General features: G+C 69.1%; 29 protein-coding genes. 16 read left to right on the forward strand and 13 right to left on the reverse strand.

Translation table 11 applies throughout. The features are described from left to right. From ACTMTI_RS50095 to ACTMTI_RS50115, 5 genes are all read left to right on the forward strand, one after another. Positions 1–327 (forward strand): NADH-quinone oxidoreductase subunit H (locus ACTMTI_RS50095; protein ID WP_441127974.1); only part of this gene is annotated, 327 nt, incomplete at its 5' end. Positions 328–737: 410 nt separating this feature from the next. Then, positions 738–1,259: a DUF1707 SHOCT-like domain-containing protein gene (locus ACTMTI_RS50100; RefSeq protein ID WP_441127975.1), complete on the forward strand. Its 522-nt coding sequence runs from the start codon at positions 738–740 to the stop codon at positions 1,257–1,259. Positions 1,260–1,534: 275 nt separating this feature from the next. Continuing rightward, the gene (locus tag ACTMTI_RS50105; RefSeq protein WP_441127976.1) at positions 1,535–2,065 is read left to right on the forward strand and encodes a PadR family transcriptional regulator; all 531 of its coding nucleotides are present in this window, start codon (positions 1,535–1,537) and stop codon (positions 2,063–2,065) included. A gap of 99 nt (positions 2,066–2,164) precedes the next feature. Next, positions 2,165–2,452 carry a hypothetical protein gene (locus ACTMTI_RS50110; protein WP_441127977.1) on the forward strand — a complete coding sequence of 96 codons (288 nt, stop codon included), beginning with the start codon at positions 2,165–2,167 and terminating at the stop codon, positions 2,450–2,452. Beyond that, entirely contained in the window at positions 2,449–2,916 is a 468-nt protein-coding gene (locus ACTMTI_RS50115) for a nitroreductase family deazaflavin-dependent oxidoreductase (protein WP_441127978.1), read from the forward strand. Before ACTMTI_RS50110 ends, ACTMTI_RS50115 begins: the two co-directional genes overlap by 4 nt. Here ACTMTI_RS50115 and ACTMTI_RS50120 read toward each other — a convergent pair. The 3 genes from ACTMTI_RS50120 to ACTMTI_RS50130 all read right to left on the reverse strand — a co-directional run bounded on the left by ACTMTI_RS50120 (position 2,913) and on the right by ACTMTI_RS50130 (position 5,209). Continuing rightward, positions 2,913–3,140, reverse strand: coding sequence for a hypothetical protein (locus ACTMTI_RS50120; protein ID WP_441128062.1), 228 nt, complete (start codon positions 3,138–3,140; stop codon positions 2,913–2,915). The genes ACTMTI_RS50115 and ACTMTI_RS50120 overlap by 4 nt on opposite strands. Further along, entirely contained in the window at positions 3,031–3,591 is a 561-nt protein-coding gene (locus ACTMTI_RS50125; RefSeq protein WP_441127979.1) for an SDR family NAD(P)-dependent oxidoreductase, read from the reverse strand. The genes ACTMTI_RS50120 and ACTMTI_RS50125 overlap by 110 nt, the downstream gene beginning before the upstream one ends. 79 nt (positions 3,592–3,670) lie before the next feature. Further along, positions 3,671–5,209, reverse strand: coding sequence for a hypothetical protein (locus ACTMTI_RS50130; protein WP_441127980.1), 1,539 nt, complete (start codon positions 5,207–5,209; stop codon positions 3,671–3,673). A gap of 133 nt (positions 5,210–5,342) precedes the next feature. Here ACTMTI_RS50130 and ACTMTI_RS50135 point away from each other — a divergent pair, with 133 nt between their 5' ends. The 7 genes from ACTMTI_RS50135 to ACTMTI_RS50165 all read left to right on the forward strand — a co-directional run bounded on the left by ACTMTI_RS50135 (position 5,343) and on the right by ACTMTI_RS50165 (position 9,864). Beyond that, complete coding sequence (locus tag ACTMTI_RS50135) at positions 5,343–6,005, forward strand: response regulator transcription factor (protein ID WP_441127981.1); 663 nt, start codon at positions 5,343–5,345, stop codon at positions 6,003–6,005. Next, positions 6,002–7,117, forward strand: a complete 1,116-nt coding sequence (locus ACTMTI_RS50140; protein WP_441127982.1) for a sensor histidine kinase — start codon at positions 6,002–6,004, stop codon at positions 7,115–7,117. Before ACTMTI_RS50135 ends, ACTMTI_RS50140 begins: the two co-directional genes overlap by 4 nt. Before the next feature lie 351 nt (positions 7,118–7,468). Continuing rightward, a complete protein-coding gene (locus tag ACTMTI_RS50145; protein ID WP_441127983.1) occupies positions 7,469–7,831 on the forward strand; it encodes a DUF2089 domain-containing protein in 363 nt (120 codons plus the stop codon). A gap of 77 nt (positions 7,832–7,908) precedes the next feature. After that, entirely contained in the window at positions 7,909–8,088 is a 180-nt protein-coding gene (locus tag ACTMTI_RS50150) for a hypothetical protein (protein ID WP_441127984.1), read from the forward strand. 11 nt (positions 8,089–8,099) lie between these two features. Continuing rightward, positions 8,100–8,525, forward strand: a complete 426-nt coding sequence (locus tag ACTMTI_RS50155) for an SHOCT-like domain-containing protein (RefSeq protein WP_441127985.1) — start codon at positions 8,100–8,102, stop codon at positions 8,523–8,525. 345 nt (positions 8,526–8,870) lie between these two features. Beyond that, positions 8,871–9,050, forward strand: a complete 180-nt coding sequence (locus tag ACTMTI_RS50160; protein WP_441127986.1) for a hypothetical protein — start codon at positions 8,871–8,873, stop codon at positions 9,048–9,050. Positions 9,051–9,258: 208 nt separating this feature from the next. Then, entirely contained in the window at positions 9,259–9,864 is a 606-nt protein-coding gene (locus ACTMTI_RS50165; protein WP_441127987.1) for a DUF1707 SHOCT-like domain-containing protein, read from the forward strand. Between the two features lie 87 nt (positions 9,865–9,951). On the opposite strand, the gene ACTMTI_RS50170 is transcribed toward ACTMTI_RS50165, so the two are convergent. Continuing rightward, on the reverse strand, positions 9,952–10,611 hold the full coding sequence (locus ACTMTI_RS50170; RefSeq protein ID WP_441127988.1) for a TetR/AcrR family transcriptional regulator: 660 nt from the start codon (positions 10,609–10,611) through the stop codon (positions 9,952–9,954). 100 nt (positions 10,612–10,711) lie between these two features. Here ACTMTI_RS50170 and ACTMTI_RS50175 point away from each other — a divergent pair, with 100 nt between their 5' ends. Continuing rightward, positions 10,712–11,902, forward strand: a complete 1,191-nt coding sequence (locus ACTMTI_RS50175; protein ID WP_441127989.1) for an FAD-dependent oxidoreductase — start codon at positions 10,712–10,714, stop codon at positions 11,900–11,902. On the opposite strand, the gene ACTMTI_RS50180 is transcribed toward ACTMTI_RS50175, so the two are convergent. From ACTMTI_RS50180 to ACTMTI_RS50190, 3 genes are all read right to left on the reverse strand, one after another. Beyond that, the gene (locus ACTMTI_RS50180) at positions 11,871–12,029 is read right to left on the reverse strand and encodes a hypothetical protein (protein ID WP_441127990.1); all 159 of its coding nucleotides are present in this window, start codon (positions 12,027–12,029) and stop codon (positions 11,871–11,873) included. The two genes, ACTMTI_RS50175 and ACTMTI_RS50180, sit on opposite strands and share 32 nt — an antisense overlap. Then, complete coding sequence (locus ACTMTI_RS50185) at positions 12,026–12,235, reverse strand: SDR family NAD(P)-dependent oxidoreductase (protein WP_441127991.1); 210 nt, start codon at positions 12,233–12,235, stop codon at positions 12,026–12,028. Before ACTMTI_RS50185 ends, ACTMTI_RS50180 begins: the two co-directional genes overlap by 4 nt. Positions 12,236–12,337: 102 nt before the next feature. Then, entirely contained in the window at positions 12,338–12,847 is a 510-nt protein-coding gene (locus ACTMTI_RS50190; protein WP_441127992.1) for a MarR family winged helix-turn-helix transcriptional regulator, read from the reverse strand. Positions 12,848–12,942: 95 nt separating this feature from the next. Between ACTMTI_RS50190 and ACTMTI_RS50195 the strand changes: the two genes are divergently transcribed. Continuing rightward, the gene (locus tag ACTMTI_RS50195) at positions 12,943–13,614 is read left to right on the forward strand and encodes an FMN-dependent NADH-azoreductase (protein ID WP_441127993.1); all 672 of its coding nucleotides are present in this window, start codon (positions 12,943–12,945) and stop codon (positions 13,612–13,614) included. Between the two features lie 40 nt (positions 13,615–13,654). Further along, the gene (locus ACTMTI_RS50200) at positions 13,655–14,443 is read left to right on the forward strand and encodes an SDR family NAD(P)-dependent oxidoreductase (RefSeq protein WP_441127994.1); all 789 of its coding nucleotides are present in this window, start codon (positions 13,655–13,657) and stop codon (positions 14,441–14,443) included. Between the two features lie 213 nt (positions 14,444–14,656). Here the strand turns inward: ACTMTI_RS50200 and ACTMTI_RS50205 are convergent, their stop codons facing one another. The 5 genes from ACTMTI_RS50205 to ACTMTI_RS50225 all read right to left on the reverse strand — a co-directional run bounded on the left by ACTMTI_RS50205 (position 14,657) and on the right by ACTMTI_RS50225 (position 17,981). Further along, positions 14,657–15,046 carry a DoxX family protein gene (locus ACTMTI_RS50205; protein WP_441127995.1) on the reverse strand — a complete coding sequence of 130 codons (390 nt, stop codon included), beginning with the start codon at positions 15,044–15,046 and terminating at the stop codon, positions 14,657–14,659. A gap of 117 nt (positions 15,047–15,163) precedes the next feature. Next, the gene (locus tag ACTMTI_RS50210) at positions 15,164–15,961 is read right to left on the reverse strand and encodes an ABC transporter permease (protein WP_441127996.1); all 798 of its coding nucleotides are present in this window, start codon (positions 15,959–15,961) and stop codon (positions 15,164–15,166) included. After that, entirely contained in the window at positions 15,958–16,725 is a 768-nt protein-coding gene (locus ACTMTI_RS50215) for an ABC transporter permease (protein WP_441127997.1), read from the reverse strand. The genes ACTMTI_RS50210 and ACTMTI_RS50215 overlap by 4 nt, the downstream gene beginning before the upstream one ends. After that, positions 16,718–17,632: an ATP-binding cassette domain-containing protein gene (locus tag ACTMTI_RS50220; RefSeq protein ID WP_441127998.1), complete on the reverse strand. Its 915-nt coding sequence runs from the start codon at positions 17,630–17,632 to the stop codon at positions 16,718–16,720. The genes ACTMTI_RS50215 and ACTMTI_RS50220 overlap by 8 nt, the downstream gene beginning before the upstream one ends. A gap of 58 nt (positions 17,633–17,690) precedes the next feature. Next, complete coding sequence (locus ACTMTI_RS50225) at positions 17,691–17,981, reverse strand: hypothetical protein (protein WP_441127999.1); 291 nt, start codon at positions 17,979–17,981, stop codon at positions 17,691–17,693. A 60-nt stretch (positions 17,982–18,041) separates the two neighbouring features. On the opposite strand from ACTMTI_RS50225, the gene ACTMTI_RS50230 reads away from it, so the two are divergent. Next, positions 18,042–18,674, forward strand: coding sequence for a TetR/AcrR family transcriptional regulator (locus ACTMTI_RS50230; RefSeq protein WP_441128000.1), 633 nt, complete (start codon positions 18,042–18,044; stop codon positions 18,672–18,674). 79 nt (positions 18,675–18,753) lie between these two features. Here the strand turns inward: ACTMTI_RS50230 and ACTMTI_RS50235 are convergent, their stop codons facing one another. Continuing rightward, positions 18,754–19,359 carry a TetR/AcrR family transcriptional regulator gene (locus ACTMTI_RS50235; RefSeq protein ID WP_441128001.1) on the reverse strand — a complete coding sequence of 202 codons (606 nt, stop codon included), beginning with the start codon at positions 19,357–19,359 and terminating at the stop codon, positions 18,754–18,756. Between the last annotated feature and the right edge of the window lie 66 nt (positions 19,360–19,425).

The following is a 19,425-nucleotide window of genomic DNA, read 5'->3' on the forward strand; positions in this document are numbered from 1 at the left end:
CCCCGCGTCCGCTACGACCAGCTCATGTCTCTGGGCTGGAAGGTGCTGATTCCGGTCAACCTGGCGTGGATCCTGCTGGTGGCCGCAGTGCGCAATGTGGTGGTCAACGACGGCGACAAGACGCTGGGCATCGGGCTCGGCGTGATCATCGTGATCGGCGCGCTGGCCGTCTGGATGCGGTTCGACACCGTCAACCAGCGGCGCAAGGAGGTCAAGAAGGAACAGGTGGAGACCGAGTTCGAGGAACTGTCCAACGAGCCGACGGCCAGCGGCTTCCCGGTGCCACCGCTCGACCTGCCGCACTACCACGGCGTTTCCCGGCCGTGAGCGACTCGGACAGGACGCGTCGCGGTTCGTCGTCTTCCGGCTTCCAGCTCGGCTCGCGCCGTTGGCTGTTCGATGGCCAGGCGGCCCGTCGCGTCCCGGTACGCCCGAGCGTCCCCGGCCGAGCACGACCCCGGCACAGCGGGTCCACGTACCAGATATTGAGTGAGTGCTTGATCGCGGGAGTTTCGTCGCTCAGCCCTTCCCGCTGACCAGAGCGAGCATCTCCCGGTTGTCGGGTTGAGCCGGCTTCGGCCCGCGGGCCGGGCGCTCGGGCCGCATCCAGATGCTCACGTACTCGGCGTCGGTCACCGTTTCACCCCCTCAGTTGCGTACGTGATACCCAGTAACTTAATCTGGCCACCCATCATCGCGTACAAAGTACCCAGTAGAGGGACTAGGGGGAACCGATCGTGCCGCCACTGATCAGCGAAGACGACCGCGACACGGCCGTGCAGCGCCTGCAGGAGGCGTACACCGAAGGGCACATCTCGCACGAGGAGCTGGACGAACGCCTCCACCAGGTGCTCACCGCCAAGACGCACAGCGAACTCGTGCCGGCTCTGGCCTCGCTCCCGGAGGAGAATGCGGGCACCACGTCCACGATTGCCGCCGTCAGCGGACTGATCCAGCGGCGCGGCGCATGGCGGGTACCTCGGATCCTCAAGGTCGAGTCCGCACTCGGAAGGGTGCACCTGGACCTGTCCCGGGCGGTCATCGAGCATCCGGTAGTGGACATCGAGTTGCAACTCGGCACCGGCAGGGCCAAGATCACGGTGCCTCGCGACGCGGCCGTCGACGTCGAGGATCTGCGCACCGGGTGGAAGGCCCCGCTCTACAAGCCCCGGCGACGCTCCCGCCCCGGCGGGCCGATGATCCGGATCTCTGGGACCATGGGGTTAGGACGGTTGAAGATCCGCCACACGCGGCGTTGAGGCCCCATCCGGCACCAGGACCACCTGTCCGGCACTGCTTCGTCCCCGCTCGACTGCGAGTGCCTGCGCCTGCCATTCGCCGACAATATTCAGCGAGAGAACGAGACTCCCGACGACTGGGGCGCCGCAGGCTGGACCGTCGAACACCACGGCGCCACGGGCATGCGCGTCCTCGAGGTCGCCAGGGCTGAACCGAGGGGTTGGTCCCCCGTCTAGCCTAAGGTCGGGGCGTGCGGTCACGCAGTGGGGGCCGCGTTCGGCGAGTGAGGGAGACGATGTCGGCGACGCGACTGCTGGTCCTCGGCGTTGTACGGCTGCTCGGCCAAGCACACGGCTATCTGGTGGGCGCCGAACTGGAGTCGTGGGAGGCCGAGCGATGGGCCGGCCTCAGGTCGGGATCGATCTACCACGCCCTGCGTCAACTGGCCAAGGACGGGCTGGTGGACGTCACCGAGGTGCACGAGTGGCCCGGCCGCGTCGACTACGCCATCAACGACAAGGGCGAGGCGGAGTTCCTGCGGCTGCTCAGGACCGCGTTGAAGGTGCCCGACCGGCGTCCGGAAGTGTTCGGCGCGGCCCTGGCGCTGCTGCCGGCGCTGCCGAAGGAGGAAACGATCGCGCTGCTCAAGGAGCGGTTGCGCGCCTTGGAGGACGAGGAGGCGCGGATCGTGGCCGCGATGCGCGAGGGAACGCGGCCGCAACACCTGGCGGGGCTGTTCGACCTGCGCGCGAAGCAGGTGGCGGGCGACGCGGCCTGGACGCAGGGCTTGATCGTACGGCTGGAACGGGGTGAGGAGCCGGCCTGACCGGCCGGCCGCCGGTTTGACGGTGGGCGGGCACGTGCCTCATAGTTCGATAACCAAATTTGGGTACCCAAATTTGGTTACCCTCTCCGAAGGAGCTCCATGCCCCTCCGTACCGCAGCAGCAGCACTCCTCCTCACCCTCACCCCACCCCCACAAGCCGCCAACGCCGCCACCGCCACCTGTGAACATGACCGGCTGCGCATCCCGACCCGCTCATCCGCCGCGCTACGTGCCCAGAAGGCCCCCTTCTACGGCCCCCGCGCGAAACTGGAGGCCATCGTGGTCCCTGGCACCGGACACGTGCTCAACGTGCACCGCACCGCGTCCGGCTGGTTCGCCAAGGCTCGGGACTGGGCCGACCGCCGCGCGGGCGGAGCGGCCCGTTGAGTCACGAGCCCATCGACAGCCCGACCACGTGGGTAGCCGACCACGTTAAGAAATACGTCGAGTCCGGCGGCGCCCATGGCCACCTCTTCCACGGCGCGCCCACTCTGCTGATCACCACCACCGGCCGCCGCTCAGGGCTGCCCCGCCGTACCGCACTTATCTACGGCCGCGACGGCGAGCGCTATCTGGTGGTCGCCTCGAACGGCGGCGCCGCCGACCATCCGCTCTGGTTCCACAACCTGCTCAGCCAGCCGCGGGTCCGGGTACAGGTCGGCGCCGACGTGTTCGACGCGGTGGCCCGACCGGCGACCAGCGATGAGCGACCCCGCATGTGGGAGATCATGGCCGGGATCTGGCCGCACTACACGGGCTATCAGCGAAAGGCGGCGCGGGAGATCCCGGTCGTGGTCATCGAGCGGGCGGCGCCATCGCGCGCGCTCGATGAGCTGGACGAACAGGCTTAGTGTGAACCCTGGCCATTGCCATGGCGCGCGGAGCCCTCGCCGATGTCGACGGGTGCGCTCAGCACCCAGACGATCATCGCAGCGAGTGTCTGCGGCCGGATGCAGAGCTCGGGGTCATGCGGGCGGCCGAAGGTGCTCCTCACTTCGCCCAGCAGGTCCGTCGCCGTCGGGCCCGGATAGACCGTGGTGACGCGCACCCCCTGCGCCGCCTCCTCCTCGCGCAGCGAATCGGCTAACTCCCGCAGTGCCGCCTTGCTGGCGACGAAACGCCGACCAACGGGCGACGCCGGACATCCCGGGTGCGGCGTTGACGAAGACCACATGGCCTCGGGACCGCCGCAACGCGGGCAGCGTGAGTCGTACCAGCTCGGCGGCGGAGGCCACGTTCACCGCCAGCGTCCGCCGCCACGTCTCGGGGCCGGCGTCGGCGGCGGCCGCGACGGGGGAGATTCCCGCGCAATGCACCAGCGCCTGCACCTCCCCCAACTCCCCCGCCTCCGCCGCCATAGCGGCGGCCAATGTTCCGGGCTCGGCGAGATCCACCTCGATCCCCCGCACGTTCAGCCGGCCGACGTCGCGCCCCACGGCAGTCACCCGATGCCCGGCCTCCACCAGCGCGCCGACCAGCGCGACCCCGATTCCGCCGGTGGCTCCGGTCACCAGCACATGTCCCATGACGGCTCCCATCCACGGCGCAGCATGATCATCGTACGCGTCGGCGACGGCCTATCCTGCGGACCGGCTTTCTGTACCTTTAAGTGAGCGGAGCCTGAAGTGCAGTTTTCCTGCGGTGTATGGCTATCGCCGCGCCGAGGGCGAGGGCGGCATATCCGCAGGTCACGGTCAAACCTGCCCATGGCGGGAGCGGGTAATAGCCCCCGAGAAGTGACTGGTCCACGTCCACATGCGCGAACGTGGGGACACTCTGCGTGATCGCGAACCCGGCGGCAGGGGTGATCATCAGCAGCCATGGCACCAGACCCGCGGTCGCCAGCAGGTAAGGCACGACGACCAGCGCGATGGCCAGCCCGATGGCGACGATGCCCCGCTTGACCAGCGCGGCGAGGCCCAGAGCCAGCACGGCGGCAGCCGCGGTCAGCGCCGCGTAGCCGACGATCACCCGCAGCTCGGTACCCAGGGTGATCGGCTGAATCGGGTTCTGATTGGCCCGCAACATCGCCAGGCCGGCAGGGACCACGACCCCCGAGGTCACCAGCCCCGTCACGAACGCGACCGCGCCGACCACCGCGGCCTTGGCCGCCAGCAGCCGCGCTGGATGCGGCTCGGCCGGCAGACCGGTCCCGATCAGCCCCCGCCGGTGTTCCGCGGTGAAGAACATGACCGCCGCCACGAGCACCGGGATCAGCCCCACGGCCCCGCCGATCAGCATGAGGTCAGCGCGCAGACCGCCATCCACCGTGGCGGGCCCGATGTCACCGACCCCGGTAACGAGGAGCTTGTCACCGGACTCGACGACCCCGCCGGGATGATGCGGTGTCTTGCCGTCGGACTCCATGACGACGCCGACGTCGTCACGCCGCCACGAACCGCTCGCGCCCTGCAGCTTGATCTGGTCGAAGGTGGCGGTGGCCTGGGCGAAGGCTTGCGCCATCTCCCACAAGACGCCTGGTGAGGTGGCGAACAGCCCGATCTCGACCGTCTCCGGCAGCCCGGTCAGCTTGACCGTGCCGACCTCGGTCCATGTCTTGCCGTCGTCTGACTCGTAGCCGGTGATGGTGTCGCCCGACCTGGTCAGCCGCAGCCACTGCGGGCCATTGTGAGGACCGCCGGGCACGTCGTGGATGTAGTTGTACTGCATCCGCACGCCGTGGGCTCCGGTGAGCATGACGGCGGCATACGGTGTGCCCTGCTTGAGGCTCTGCCTGACCAGGAGTCCGGCCTTCGCCCACGGCACCACCCCCTCCTTGACATTGCGCACCCCGGGTACGACGTCCGGCAGCCGGATCTGTCCGGTCATGTCCGACACGCGGGCGGTGATGCTGCCGTTCCCCTTGAGCGGCTGGTGCACGAAGTAGTACCTGTCGTTCACCGCCGTTCCATCGGGACCCACCAAAGGCGCGGGGCAGGGACCCTCGCCCTTCCCGGTCACGCAGGCGCTGTGGGCACCGCCGGCGATCAGCAGTCCGAGCGACACGGTGACCAGCACGGAGGCCGCCATGGCGAGCACCCAGCCCCGCACGGTGCGGAACTTGGTCCACTCCGCGCGCAGCACCTGGGGGAAACCGCCCTGCTCGACCCGTTGGCTGGATCGGTGAGGCGTGAATGGATTCATGCCGACGGTTGTACGAGGCACCCGGTTCCAGCACGGTCGCAGCCGCTGCGACCCGGCTGAGACCTGGGATCTGCCATCGTTGACGCATGACACCTCGGCCCCGCGCCCGTACGACCACCGACGGTGAGTGGCGGTGAGGGTCCTCGTCGTCGAGGACTTCGAAATCCTCGCGCGCTCCATCGGAACCGGGCTGCGCCGCGAGGGCATGGCCGTCGACGTCGTCCTGGACGGAACCGCCGCCCTCGACCGCCTGGCCGCCACCCGCTACGACGTGGTGATCCTCGACCGCGACCTGCCCGGCGTCCACGGAGACGAGATCTGCCGGCAACTCGCCCACGGCCGTTGCGAGACCCGCGTACTGATGCTCACCGCCTCCGGCACGATCGAGGACCGCGTCGACGGGCTCAGCCTCGGCGCCGACGACTACCTGCCCAAGCCGTTCGCGTTCGCCGAGCTGGTCGCCCGCGTCCGCGCCCTGGCCCGCCGCGCCACCCCGCCGTTACCGCCCACCCTGGCATGCGGGGACATCACCCTCGATCCGGCCCGCCGTATCGCGTTCCGGGCCGGCCGGCGCCTTGACCTGAGCCCCAGGGAATTCGCCCTGCTCGAATGCCTGCTCGCCGTACCCGGCCTGGTCATCTCCGCCGAGGAACTGCTCGAACGCGTCTGGGACGAGGCCGCCGACCCCTTCAGCAGCGCCGTCAAGCACACCGTGCACCGGTTGCGGGCCAAGCTCGGCGACCCGCCGGTGATCGAGACCATCCGCGAAGGCGGCTACCGCATCGGACCGTCATGACCCCCCAGAAGCTCGCCAGAAGGTCCCTGCAGACGCGGCTCGCGCTCGCCTACGCGGCGGGCATCTACACCGCCGGGGTCTTGGTGCTCGTATTCGTCGCCGTCCCGCTCACCAGCATCCACGCGGCCACACCCAAAGGCGGCCCCTCATCGAGCACGATCACCGAAACCGGGCCCGGGATCAGCCTGCCCCAACTCCTCACGGGATCCGCCGTCGCCCTGGTCCTTCTGATTCCCGTAGCCCTGGCTCTGGGCTGGTACGTCGCCGGCCGGTTCCTGCAACCGCTGCGCGCCATCACCGCCACCGCCCAAATCATCTCCGCCGGAAACCTCCACCGGCGCCTTGATCTCGGCGAGCCCACGGACGAGCTGACCGAGCTCGGCCACACCCTCGACGACCTGTTCGCCCGCCTGCAAGCCGCCTTCGACGCCCAACGCCACTTCGTCGCCAACGCCTCCCACGAGCTGCGCACCCCTCTCGCCGGCCTGCGCACCCTCCTTGAAGTCGCCCTCGCCGACCCCGATGCCGACACCGACACCCTGCGCTCGGCCTGCCAGGAGGCCCTCGCTCTGGGCGGATACCAGGAGCGGCTCGTCCAAGCACTGCTCGCTCTGGCCACCAGCGAGCGCGGCGTCACCCGCTGGGACACCCTCGACCTCGCCCACCTCGTCGAAGGAGTGCTCGCCTCCCGCCGCGACCAAGCAACGGAGACAGGCATTCACCTCGCCGAACGCCTGACGCCCGCAGTGACGGCCGGGGACCCGAGACTGATCGAAAGCCTCGTCGCCAACCTCATTGACAACGCCATCCGCCACAACCACGCAGACGGGCACGTGGAGGTCACCACGCAGACCTCCGGCACGCAGGTGGCCCTTACGGTCACCAACAGCGGGCCAGTCATCCCCGGCAACCAGATCCAGCGCCTCTTTCAACCCTTCCAGAAGCTGGCGCCTGAACGTCACGGCCGCCACGACGGCTACGGCCTCGGCCTCGCCATCGTCAATGCCGTCGCCCAAGCTCACCACGCCATCCTCACCACCAGCGCACGCCCCGAAGGCGGCTTGTCCGTCACCGTGCGGTTCGCGCACGGACCTCATCCGAACTTTCCCTGACGTCAGGGGACGACTGCGTGAGGGCGGCACCTGCCACCCGCATCGCAGCGCGTGCCGGCTCGCTATCGTCACTGGCCGATTGGTGGCTGCTCAAGGGCCTATCCCTTCACGCTGGACCTGGCCGATGACATGGGCGCCGCCGCCATGGGCCAGGTGGGATCACTCCTTACGCGCGTGGGGCCCGGATGAGCGGCTTGTGCGAGTCGAGCGGCGCCAGCGGAAGCGGCGGGGTGGGGCGGGGTGGCGGACCAGCAAGGAGCCCGAAGGAAGTGCGGCTTCAAGAAACTTAAGATCAACTTCTTGAAAGTTGAAGATACTGCAGATATAACTTTAAATATGACAGATCGGGCGATGGACTGGCAGGAACTCACGAACCTGACCCGGGGCCAGCCGTTCGTCGTCGAGCGGGTGCGCCTGGCAGGCAACGGCATCGCGATCGAGGGCGAGTTCGAGCTGCCGCAACTGGCTCAGCTCAACGTCGAGGATCAGGTCTTCGTCACGGCGTTCGTGCGGTGCCACGGCTCCATCAAGCAGATGGAACGGATCTTCGGGGTGAGCTACCCGACGATCAAATCGCGACTGAACCGGATCACGCAGATGCTCGACTTTGTCGAGACCGATCCGGCGCCACCGCCGGCCGAGGTCATCGATCGGTTGCGCCGCGGCGAGATCACCGCACACCAGGCGTTGTCCGAGTTGGAGGGGCGCACGTGATACCGCAGTTGCTGACCGTAGGGGTCAAACGCCCGGACCGTCGTCGGATCCGGGTCTGGGTCCCGGTACTCCCTGCCGTGCTCGTGCTCTCACCGGTCGTGATCCTGGCCGTCCTGGCGGGGGTCGTGGCCTGCCTCATGTACGGCATCAGCGTGGTGCGGGCACTGGGCACCGGCTGGCGCATCGTCTGCGCGTTGTCCGGTACCCGGTTCGACATCGAGTTCAGCCGTACGGCTGTGCTCGTAGCCATCCGATAGGAGAGGTCGCGATGAACGAACAGCGCAAGGACGTCCTCGGCATGCTGGCCGAGGGCAAGATCACCGCAGAGGAGGCGGAGCGGCTCATCACCGCGCTCGAACGAGCCCAGCCGCCGACGGCGGCCAGTCCCGCCGCCCGGCCGAAGGGCAAGGCGAAGTACCTGCGGGTGATGATGGAGTTCGTCGAGGACGGCGACGAGTCGGGGCGGCTCAACGTGCGAGTACCGCTGCAACTGCTGCGGGCCGGCGTACAGCTGGCGGCCCTGATCCCGCCGCAGGCACTGGAGCGGGCCAACGCCGAGCTGAGCAAGTCGGGTGTGCCGTTCGACCTGACGCAGCTCAAGCCCGAACACCTCGAAGCGCTCGTGGAGCACCTCGACGAGGTGAGCGTGGAGATGGACCAGCCCGACGGCTACTTGCGTGTCTTCTGCGAGTAGGCGCCGTCCGGTTGCACGGGCCCCCGGGAGGGTGCTGCAACACCCCCTCCGAGGCCGCGCCCGCTACAGCAGAGCACGGTTGGACTGCCAATCTGGCCTCTGGCCGCTCATCGGCGCGCCCCGGTCGACCTCCACATCGGCAGCGGCGAGGTCCGCGTCCGCGCGATCGGCGCCTGCGGGGTCATCAAGACTCCGGCGGATACCCCCGAATCGGCGAGGCCACCGGCGACCTGCGGGTGAACTCGGCCAGCGGCGACATCGTCGTCGACCACGCGCACGGCGCGCTCACTGCGAAGACCGCCTCGGGCTCCATCCGGGTCGGAGGGGCCGCCGCGCAAGGCGCGCGTGCAGCGGCTTCCCGCCACCTATCACACGGCGATCAATGCGCTGCAGCGGTGCCTGCAGTACTTCGGGCCGGGGAAGGCGAACAGCCTGCCGGCGCCGGCGATGCTGGAGGATCTCGCCGATCTGTTCGAGCAGAGCGCGGCGGACGGAACCCCGCTCCGCGACGTCGTCCGGGGATGACCCGGTGGAGTTCGCCGAGGCGTTTCTTGCGAACTACCCGCAGGTCAGTGGATCGCCCTCGCCTGGTGCGTCGGCATCCTCATCGTCGCCTACGCCTTCGCCATGAACACCTACCGCCGCAGAATCGCCTAGGTAGCTGTCTCCTTAGACCGATCAGTCAGCGATTTCGGTGGCACGGTGCCACCACCTCACCACGGAGGAGGCCGGGATGCCGGCAGATCCGCCCAGCTCACCCGCGCTGCGCGCGTCCGACGCGGACCGCGACAGGATCATCGAACTGCTGCGCGCCGCCGTCGCCGACGGCCGGCTCGACCCGGTCGAGTTCGACGAGCGGCTGGACGCGGCGCTGGCCGCCCGCACCATCGACGCGCTGACCCCGCTCATCACCGACCTGATGGCGGCGCCAGGCAGCGACGGCGCACTCACGCTGACGCTCGCCGGGACGCCGGCCGAGCCGGCCGCCGAACTGCTCACCATCAAGGAGCGGCACGGCTCGGTGCGCCGTGACGGCCGGTGGACACTGCCGCACCGACTGGCGCTGCGCACCGCGTGGTGCGAGGTGATGCTGGATCTGACCAGCGCGGTGCGCACCGCACCCGAACTGGTCATCGAGCTGCGGGTGAACGGCGGCAACGTGGAGCTGATCCTCGCGCCGGGCATGGTGGTGAACGCCAACGAGCTGTCGGTACGGCACAGCATGGTGGCGATCAGCAGGGACGCGGGCGACAACACGCCGGAGACGCTGCACGTCCGCTTGGTAGGCCGAATGCGGCACGGCCGGCTCGACACCCGGTGGCAGGTGCCGCACCGGTGACGCGGCAGGGCCCTGATACCGCAGTATCCGGGGCGCGCGGACTGGGCCACCAACGCCGGCAGGATCGGATAGCGGCGCGCCCCGCGATCAGGAGGTGGATGCGCTCGCTCGCGGCCCGGTCAGCCCGTACAGCAGGAGGTCGGTGAGGGTGTCGATGACGCGGTCGTCGTCGATGGAATCGTCGCCGGCGAGCATCGCGTAGCCCAGCGTGGAGAGCATGGCGCCCATCGCCGCCGCGATCAGTTCAGGTTCGCCGGGCAACTGATGCCCGCGATCGCGCAGGTACTCCAGATGCTGCCGGAAAACGGCGGTATCGTCGACGATGCTGCGCCAGGCCTGCCCGGAGCCGGGATCGGCGGCGATCCGGGCCTGGAAGAGCGCCACCATGGCGGGCCGATGGTCGCGGAACATGGTCCAGACGATCCGCAGGTGGTCACGTAGCTGGCGGCGGTCGGTCAGGTCGTGGTCGTGCGGGTGACCGGTGAGCGCCACCTCTTCGTCGGCGTCTGCCTCCATGTCGCCCAAAAGGGCCTGAAGCAATTCTTCTTTGCTGGCGAAGTGCTCATAGAACGAGCCGGTGGCCCGTCCCGCCGCCGCCGTGATGTCAGTGATCTTGGTGTTGAGGTAGCCGCGCTCGGTGAACACCCGCCGGGCGGCATCCAGCAGCGCCGCCTTGGTCTCGGCCGCCTTCGCCTTGCGTACGCCTGACGTCGTCGCGCCCCGCCGGCGGGCCGTGCTCTCCCCCATGGTCGCTGCGCCTTTCCGCCCTACGGGTTGACCTCGGCAATCATACCGGACATACTTTCACCGAATTCAGATTCAGTGAATGCATATTCAGGGAGTTGGTATGCGCATCATCGTGATCGGTGGGGGCGTCGCCGGAGCCGCTGCCGCACTCGCTCTGCGCCGCATCGGCGCAGAGGTCACCGTGTACGAGGCGTACGCGAACCCGGCCGGCGACGTCGGCTCGTTCGTCAGCCTCGCCACGAACGGGCTGCGCGGTCTGGAGACGCTGGGCTGTCTGGCTGAGGTCCAGCGCCGCGGGGTCGACGTGCCCCGCCAGCGCATGTGGTCGGCGTCCGGGACGCTGCTCGCCGACGTTCCGCGTGGCCGGCGCGGCCGCGACACGCTGCACAGCGCCACCCTGATGCGGGGCGGGCTCGTGGAGGCCCTGCGCACCGCGGCATCGGAGGCGGGCGCGACGATTGTCACCGGCGAACGCTTGACCGACGTCGCCGAGACGGCCACCGGCCTCACCGCCCGGTTCCTCAGCGGCCACCGCGCCACCGCAGACCTGCTCGTAGCCGCCGACGGCATCTGGTCCACCGTGCGCGGCGCGCTGGACCCTGCCGCGCCGCGGCCGGAGTACGCCGGTCTTTACGCCATCTCCGGCGTCTCCCACGGCATCGACGTCGAGCCCGGCGTGTTCAATATGACCTTCGCCCGCAACGGTGCCTTCATCCACCTCGCGGCGCGCGATGGAGAGGTGTGGTGGTCGGCGCAGATCGCCGACCCGACCGAACCGGACCGCCACGGCGTCACCGACACCGAATGGCTGCGGCGCACCAGCGAGCTGTACCGACGCGAGGCGGTCCCGTCAGCGGTCATCGCGGCCACCACCCACCTGCATCCGGCCGTGATCATGCATGCGGTCGATCCGATCCCCACCTGGCACAGCAGCCGGATCGTCCTCATCGGCGACGCCGCCCACCCGGTGGGCGCCGGTCAAGGCGCCTCCATCGCCATCGAAGACGCCCTCGTCCTGGCCGGAGCGCTGCAGGCCGGCCCCAGCATCCCCGACGCCCTCGCCCACTACGACGCCGAGCGGCGGCCTCGCATCATCAAACTCCTCGGCACCGCCGAGGACAACCGCGGCGCCAAGAAGGCCGGTCCCGTAAGGCGGCGCCTGCAAGCCGCCGTGATGCGCGTCTTCATGCCCCTCTTCTATGAGAAGGCCACCGCCTGGCTCTACGACTACACCCCGGACACCGGCCTGAACACGAACATCACGACCATGTCAGAGCGTGCAACGCGCTGACGCTTGCCCACCCCGCCACGTCGCCCTCGCCGTACAGGGTCCAGGAGGCGTTGAGGACGATGGAGCCGTTGTCCGCGATCAGGGGCAGCGCCTTCTGGATCGCGATGAACACGCCTTTGAAGTTCACGTCGTCGGTGTGATCGAAGTCAGCTGTGTCCGCCCCACGCCGAGGGCGCGCGGGCCGAGCATCGCGGTGGCCTGGTCCACACACTGCTGGGTGCGCCCAGTGACGATCACGTGGGCGCCTTCGGCGATGAGGCGGTGTGCGGTGGCCAGTCCCATGCCGCTCGTGCCGCCGATGATCAGCGCGGCCTTGTCGGTGAAACCTGTCATGTGAGTGCTCAAACCACGCGGAGCGTCATATCTCCTGATCCGCGAGTCTCGCCGCCAGCCCACTGCCCCTTTAAGGCGTACTTGGTCTGCCCCCTTATGGGGTCAGGCCTGGTCGGGGGCGCAGGCGGTTTCGTGCGGCCGACCGTCCTCGACTCTCGCGATGGGGTCGCCGACGAGATGCCGCAGCGCGCTCTTCAGGGTGGTCCGTTCCGAGGGGGCGAGGCCGGTCAGGAGTCGGTCCTCGATCGCCTCGATGTCACTGCGGGCGGCTTTGAGAGCGCGGCTTCCTTGGGCGGTGACCTCGATGATGCGGGCCCTGCGGTCGGCGGGGTCCGGCCGGCGGCTGACCAGGCCGGCGTTTTCCAGCTCGTCGAGGATGATGACCAGTTTGCTCTTGTCGACCGACACGGCCTGGGCGAGGGCGAGTTGGGTACGGGCGGGGGCTTCCACGATTGCCATCAGCACCGTGTAGCCCCACAGGGTCATCCCGTGCTCCCGCACCACCGCGGCCTCCGCCGTGGCGAGGCCTTGCTTCAGCCGGGCGAACAGCCAGTGCAGGTCCTGGTGCAACCAGCTGCCGGGCGAGCCTTCGGAGGCGGGAGAGACGGCCATAGCGGCATGATAGCAAGCCTAGATGTTCTTGACTCACAACCATCTTGGTCTATATTGATCTGGAATCCAGATCATCTTGATTGTGAGGCAACCTTGTGACGCATCTTCTGCATCTGGACGCGAGCGGACGCACCGACTCGTTTTCGCGCAAGCTCGGCGAGGCTTTCGTGGCCGACTGGCGCGCGACCCATCCCCATGGGATCTATACCTACCGCGACCTGGTGGCGGACCCGGTTCCACCCATCGACGAGGAGCGGGTCCAACTCGCCACCCGTTCCTCCATGAACGGGGTGCGCGACATCGAGGCCATGGACGAAGTTGCCGCTGCCACCCTCGAACTGGCCAGGAGCTGGGCAGCCACCCGCCCCCTGGTGGAGCAGCTGCTCGCGGCGGACGTCCTGCTCCTGGGCGTTCCGATGTACAACTTCTCAGTGCCCGCCGCGCTCAAAGCGTGGATCGACCGCGTGACCCTGCCCTGGCTGCCGCTCAAGGGAAAGTCCGCCGTGGTGCTGAGCGCGCGGGGCGGGGGCTACGGGCCGGGCACGCCCCGTGAGCAGTTCGACTTCCAGGAGCCCTACCTGCGCGCGTACTTCTCCGTGCTCGGACTGGACGATGTGGAGTTCGTCCATGCCGAGCTCACGCACGCCGCGGTCATGCCTTTCCTCGCTCAGTTCCGCGAGCAGCATGAGGCCTCCCACGCCGCGGCGCTCGACGCGGTGCACACCCTGGCCACCCGAGTGCGCGCCGGGACGCGTTCCTCGGCATGACTCTCCACCCTTTCAGCGAAGACAAGAGGAAAACCACACGATGAACACAGATCTCAACGGCCGCGTGGTCCTGGTCACCGGCGCGTCGACCGGGATAGGAGCCGCGACCGCCCGCGCTTACGGGCGCGAAGGCGCTCAGGTGGCGATCACCTTTCGGAACAACCCGGAGCGCGCCGAGAAGGTGGCCGCGGATGTCGAGGCGTCCGGCGGACAGGCGCACGTCGTCCGGCTCGACCTCGAAGATCTGCCGACCATTGATCAGGCCGTCGCGAGCGTCGTCGAGCGCTGGGGCGGGATCGACGTCCTCGTCGCCAATGCTGTGCGCTGGGGCGGCGACGGCCCGCCCGACCCCAGCCTCCGGTTCGAGGACGTGCCACTGCAGGAGTGGGACGCGATGATCAATGCCAACCTCGTCGGAACGGCGGCCACGGTCCGCGCGGTCCTGCCCAGCATGCGCTCCAGGGGCTGGGGCCGCATCGTGCTGATCTCTTCGAGCGTCGCAGAGGAGGGCCTGCCCGGGCCGGGCCCCTACGGCACCGCCAAATCCGGCCTGTACGGGCTCGCCCGCAGCCTCGCCTGGAACGGCGGACGGGACGGGATCCTGGTCAACGTCGTGGCGCCGGGCCTCACCCTGACCGACAGCCGCCCGGACATTCCGGCGTTCGTCACCGACGCCCTCGCCGCCGCCACGCCCACCCGCAGGCTCTCCAACGCCGACGATGTGGCCAACCTCATCGTCTTCCTGGGCTCGGGAGCCAACGGCAACCTCACCGGTGAGGTGATCCGGGACGGTTCCGCCGCCGCACGCGCACCACACATCGGCGGATAGCAGGCCAAGCTTCCCGTCCGGCCGAGCGGGCGGGAAACCGAATCCGGGTGCTGGACAGGAGGACCGGCGTGGGCACGTTGTCCAGGTAATCCCGGAGTTCGCCGAGGTCGGGGTGGCGGTTGACGGTGTGCCAGGCCGACGACCACGGGTAGACGGGCGTGGGGCCGCTCGTCAGACCCTGCCCGCGTCGGGCAGGGTCGGTCGAGGGATACCTCACAAGGCGTAGGGGCCGAAGCGGCCCCAGGCGATGACGGCCGCTGCGATGAACAGCACAGCGTTGACCGCGATCGCCGCGGACTCTTTGCGTCGCACGTGAGTCAATGCGGCCGGCACCATGACCAGCGCCAGGCCGGTCGCCGCCAGCGGGGTGAGGATCGCGGCGATGCCGGTGGCGGCGGGCAGGATGAGCCCGAGCGCGCCGGCCAGCTCGGCGAGTCCGATGAAGCGGACGGTGCCGGCCGAGAAGTCGGCCGTCCAGGGCAGCTTGGGTTCGAGCTTCTCCTTGGGCTGGGTGGACTTCATCACCCCCAGTGCGGCGAACATCGTCGCCAGCACCGCCTGCAGGATCCACAACAACACGTTCATGGTCTGGGTGTTCCTCATCGTTGAGAGGGAGGGAATGGGAACGCCGGTCAATGACTCCGGCGGTAGTAGCCGCGCATGACTCGGTGGTCCAGGTGGGCGGTGCCGATTGCGCATCGCCCATCCTGTTCTTCGTTTCTAGTAGCGGCCGAGGGTGCCGCGGTGTTTGGCGAGGTGTTCGAGTCGGGTGAAGACGATCACCCCGGCGGCCGCGATGAGCACCGGCTGGATGAGCAGCCAGCCAAGACCCCAGCCGGTCGGGAGGGCGGCCAGGGAGTGGCCACCGAGCAGGATGTCGCGCATGGCCTCGACACCGGGCGCGACGGGGACCAGCAGCCGGCTGAGGAAGGCGATCGGGTCGGGCATGGCGGCCAGCGGGACCAGGGTGCCGCCGGCGATGGCGTAGACGGCCACGGACAACTGCGTGATGATCTCGATGCGCTTGAACACCAGAGTGAGTCCGCACAGGATGAGGGCCAGCCCGCAGGTGCCGAGCACGATGGCGGTCAGGGGCACGATCACCTGCGCGTCGAAGGGCAGCCGTCCGCCTTGCAGGACGATGGCGGTGGCGCCGGTGGCCAGGACGGCCAGCGCCGTGGGCAGCGCCGCGATCACGGCGGCGACCTGCCGGCCGAGGATGAGCGCGGCCGAGGGCAGCGGGGTGAGATAGGTCTGTTCCAGCACACCGGATTGGATGTCACCCAGATAGCTCCAGAACACGCGGTTGACCTGCTCGTGGATGAACGTCAGCGCCACCATGCCGAGCAGTATCGGCAGCAGGAGTTCGGCACGGAGCTGCCCCCGCCCCATGAACAGCACGATGAGCAGGTAGAACAGCGGGAACGTGATCATCTGCAGCAGGGCTTCGCGCCATCCGGCGAGGAGGCTGAGCAGGCCCTTGCGGACTTCTGCGGCGAAGCCGCGGGCGAAGGTCATGACGACTCCTGCAGGGCTCGGCGGTGGTTGCGGACGAAGAGCAGACCGCTGACGACTGTGAGCGCGAGCGTGTGGGCGATCAGCCAGGGCAGGGTGCCGCCGGTCCAGATCGCGGCCAGGGTCCGGTCTTCGAACAGCGTCTGGGTGATCGCCTCGACGCCCAGCGTGGTCGGCAGCAGCCTGGCCAGTACGGCCAGCCAGTCCGGATAGAACGACAGCGGCAGGAACGAACCGTTGAGCAGCAACACCAGCGAGGTGAACAGCGACTGCAGGGCGCCGATCATCGGGGAGCGCAGGGCGAGTGCGGCCAGCAGGAAGGTGAAGGCCAGCGCGTTGGCCCCCACCAGCAGGGCAGGCAGGACCGCCGCCCAGCGCAGCGGGATCGTGATTCCGGCCACCAGCATCGGGACCAGAGCGGCCACGGCGGCCACCGCCAGTCCGAACACCGAGGCGGTGATCAGCCGGCCGAGCATCGGGAGCCAGGCCGGCGCCGGCGTCATCTGCGCTTGGGCGAAGGTGCCGGCGCGTTTCTCCTCGATGAGGTCGGCCACCATCACCAGTGCGGCGTACTGCAGGAACCAGTAGCCGCCGATCGCGATCAGGGTCTGCGGCAGCAGGTCCGCGCGTAACTGCCCCTGGCCCATCACGAACTGCAGGCCGAGGTACATCATGGTGCTGATCAACAGTGTGATGATGTGGCCGGTGGGGTGGGCCAGCTGAATGCGCAGGCCCTTGCCGATCTCCGCGCCCAGGACGTCAAGCATGGGACGGCTCGTTCACCAGGGCGAGGAACACGTCTTCCAGGTCCGGCTGGACCTGAGTCAGCGACTCCATGACGACTCCTTGGGCGCGCAGGCGCTCGACCACGTCGTACACCTCGATCGGATCGCTCACTCGTACGCTGATGGTGCTCACGCCCTCACTGGTCAGGGCGTCGAACCCGGGCGGCGCCGCTCCTTCGACGCGGATCTCGTACCTGTCGCGTTCGCGGAAGGTCGCCAGCAGCTCACGCGTGGGCAGGTCGGCCACGAGCCGGCCCTGGCGCATGACCGCCACCCGGTCGCACAGCTCCTGGACCACGTCCAGCTGATGGGTGGTGAGCAGGATGGTGGTGCCCAGCTCGCGGGCCAGTTCGGCGATCCACCTCTTGACCGTGCGGGTGGCCTCGACGTCCAGGCCGAGCGTCGGCTCGTCCAGCAGCACGATCGGCGGGTCGGCGATCAGCGCGGCGGCGATCGCGACCTTCTGCTGCATGCCGCGCGAGAAGCCGCCGACCTTGTCGTCGCGCCGCTCCCACAGGCCGAGGCCGGTCAGCAGATCGCGGGCGCGCTCCTTGATCTGGGCCTTGCGCATGCCTTTGAGACGGCCGAAGTACATCAGGTTCTGCCAGGCGGACAGGCTCCAGTAGACGTTGCGCGAGCCTTCCAGCACGGCGCCGAACTGCGCCATGGCGGCCGAACGCTGGCGGGCCACGTCGAAGCCGCCCAGCCGGACCTGGCCCGAGGTGGGGGTCAGCAGGCCGGCCATCATCTTGATGGTGCTGGTCTTGCCGGCGCCGTTGGGTCCCAGGAAGCCGAAGACCGATCCGGCGGGCACGCGCAGCGACACCTCGTCGACCGCTCGGACCTGCGCCGTGCCGTACACCTTGGTCAACGCCTCGATTTCGATCATGTCGTTTCCTTGGTCGGGGGGAAGCCCGGCCCCGGGGTTCCGGGGCCGGAGAGAGCGGTCAGTCCTCATCGAGGATCTCGATGTCGTCCACGGTGGCCTCGCGGGTCAGCGCGAAGGCCGCGGCGGCCTCGGCGTTGCCCGGTACGGCCTGGCGGGCCGCTTGCAGGCTGGCGGCGCAATCCCAGCGCCAGATGCCGACCCAGGTCTCGTCGTCGAGCCGGCCGAGGCGCGCCTCGGTGAGTCCGGGCAGCGCGGCTCTGATCGCGGAGACCAGGGCGGCGTGCCGGGTCCGGAGCTGTCCGGCGTCTGCGGGATCGATCTGGAAGCGGGTGACGGTGATGACAGACATGACTGTACCTGTTCTCTAGAGTTGACTTCTAGTGAGTGAATCTAGAGATAGACTCTAGCCATGAGTGATGTCAAGCGGACGAGCAAGCGGGCACAGAAGGCACAAGAGACCCGCCGCCGCATCCTGCAGGCGGCGCTAGAGCTGTTCTTGCAGGCCGGATACGGCGCGACGAACCTGCAGGACGTCGCGGACAAGGCCGGAGTCGCGGTGCAGACGATCTACTTCGTCTTCGGCAACAAGCGCGCCCTGCTGAAGGAACTGGTCGACGTCACGATCGCCGGTGACGACGAGCCGGTGGCCACGATGGACCGGCCGTGGTACACCGCCGCGCTGGCCGCTGGCACGGCCCAGGACATGCTGCATGCCTATGTCGCGGGCACGACCTCGGTGCTGGAGCGGGTCGCGCCGATCGGCAGGGTGCTGCAGGCGGCGGCCGCGAGCGATCCCGAAGTCGCCGCCCTGTGGCCATACGACGTCGACCCGCGTTACGTCGTCCAGCAGAACGCGGCCAAGGCGCTCGCCGGCAAGCCGGGCGCGCGCGCGGACATGTCAGTGGAGGAGATGGCGGACCTGCTGTACGGCCTGCTCAGCCCTGAGCTGTACCTGCTGTTCGTCCGCGAGCGCGGCTGGTCGCGCGAGCGCTGGGAGCGGTGGGCCGGCGAGACCTTGCGCGCCCAGCTCTGCCGCACCTGACCACGCGGGCTCGCTCTGACGGCGGGCGCGGTGGGCCGTGATGATCCCGCGGCCTGGCCCGCCCTCCATGGCCAGCACCTCAGCCGGCGGAGGAGTCGGCCGGCCACGGCGCCTCATGGGAGCAGGAGGCGCGACTCGCCGGGCGCACTCCGGCCAGCGCGAGGTTGAGCAGCCGGTCGGCCTCGGCCACGCCGTCGGGTTCTTGCTCGGCGGCCAGGGAGATGGCGTTGACGAGCTTGAGCAGGTCCCTGATCGAGACGTCGGGTCGTACGGCGCTCGCCTGGCGGGCGCGGGTCAGCAGATCCTCTCCGGCGTTCACGATCATCGTGTGGCAGGTGTCGCCCAGAGTGGGGTCGCCGTCTTGGGCGCCTCCCATCAGTGAGGCGGCCAGGCCGCGGTTGGACACGGCGTGCCTGGCCACGGCGCGGAGCCAGGTCATCAGCGCATGTCCCGGGTCCGGTTCGGTGACCAGGTCGCCGGCGGCGGCGCGCAAGGCCTCGACCTTGCCCCGGAAGACGGCCTCCAGCAGCCGCTGCCGGGAGGGAAAGTGCCGATGGAGCGTGGCCGAGCCGACGCCCGCGCGGCGGGCGATCTCTTCCAGGGATGCCTCGGCGCCGTGTTCGGCGATGGCTTCGGCGGCCGCGGCCAGGATGCGGTCGTAGTTGCGGCGCGCGTCCGCACGCATCGGTCGTGTGGGCGACGTCGCACTTTCCTGCGGCATGTGATCTCCGGCGAGCTTGCAAAACGGGGT

Origin of the sequence: Nonomuraea sp. H19 (assembly GCF_052068215.1) — a bacterium.
Lineage (GTDB): Bacteria > Actinomycetota > Actinomycetes > Streptosporangiales > Streptosporangiaceae > Nonomuraea.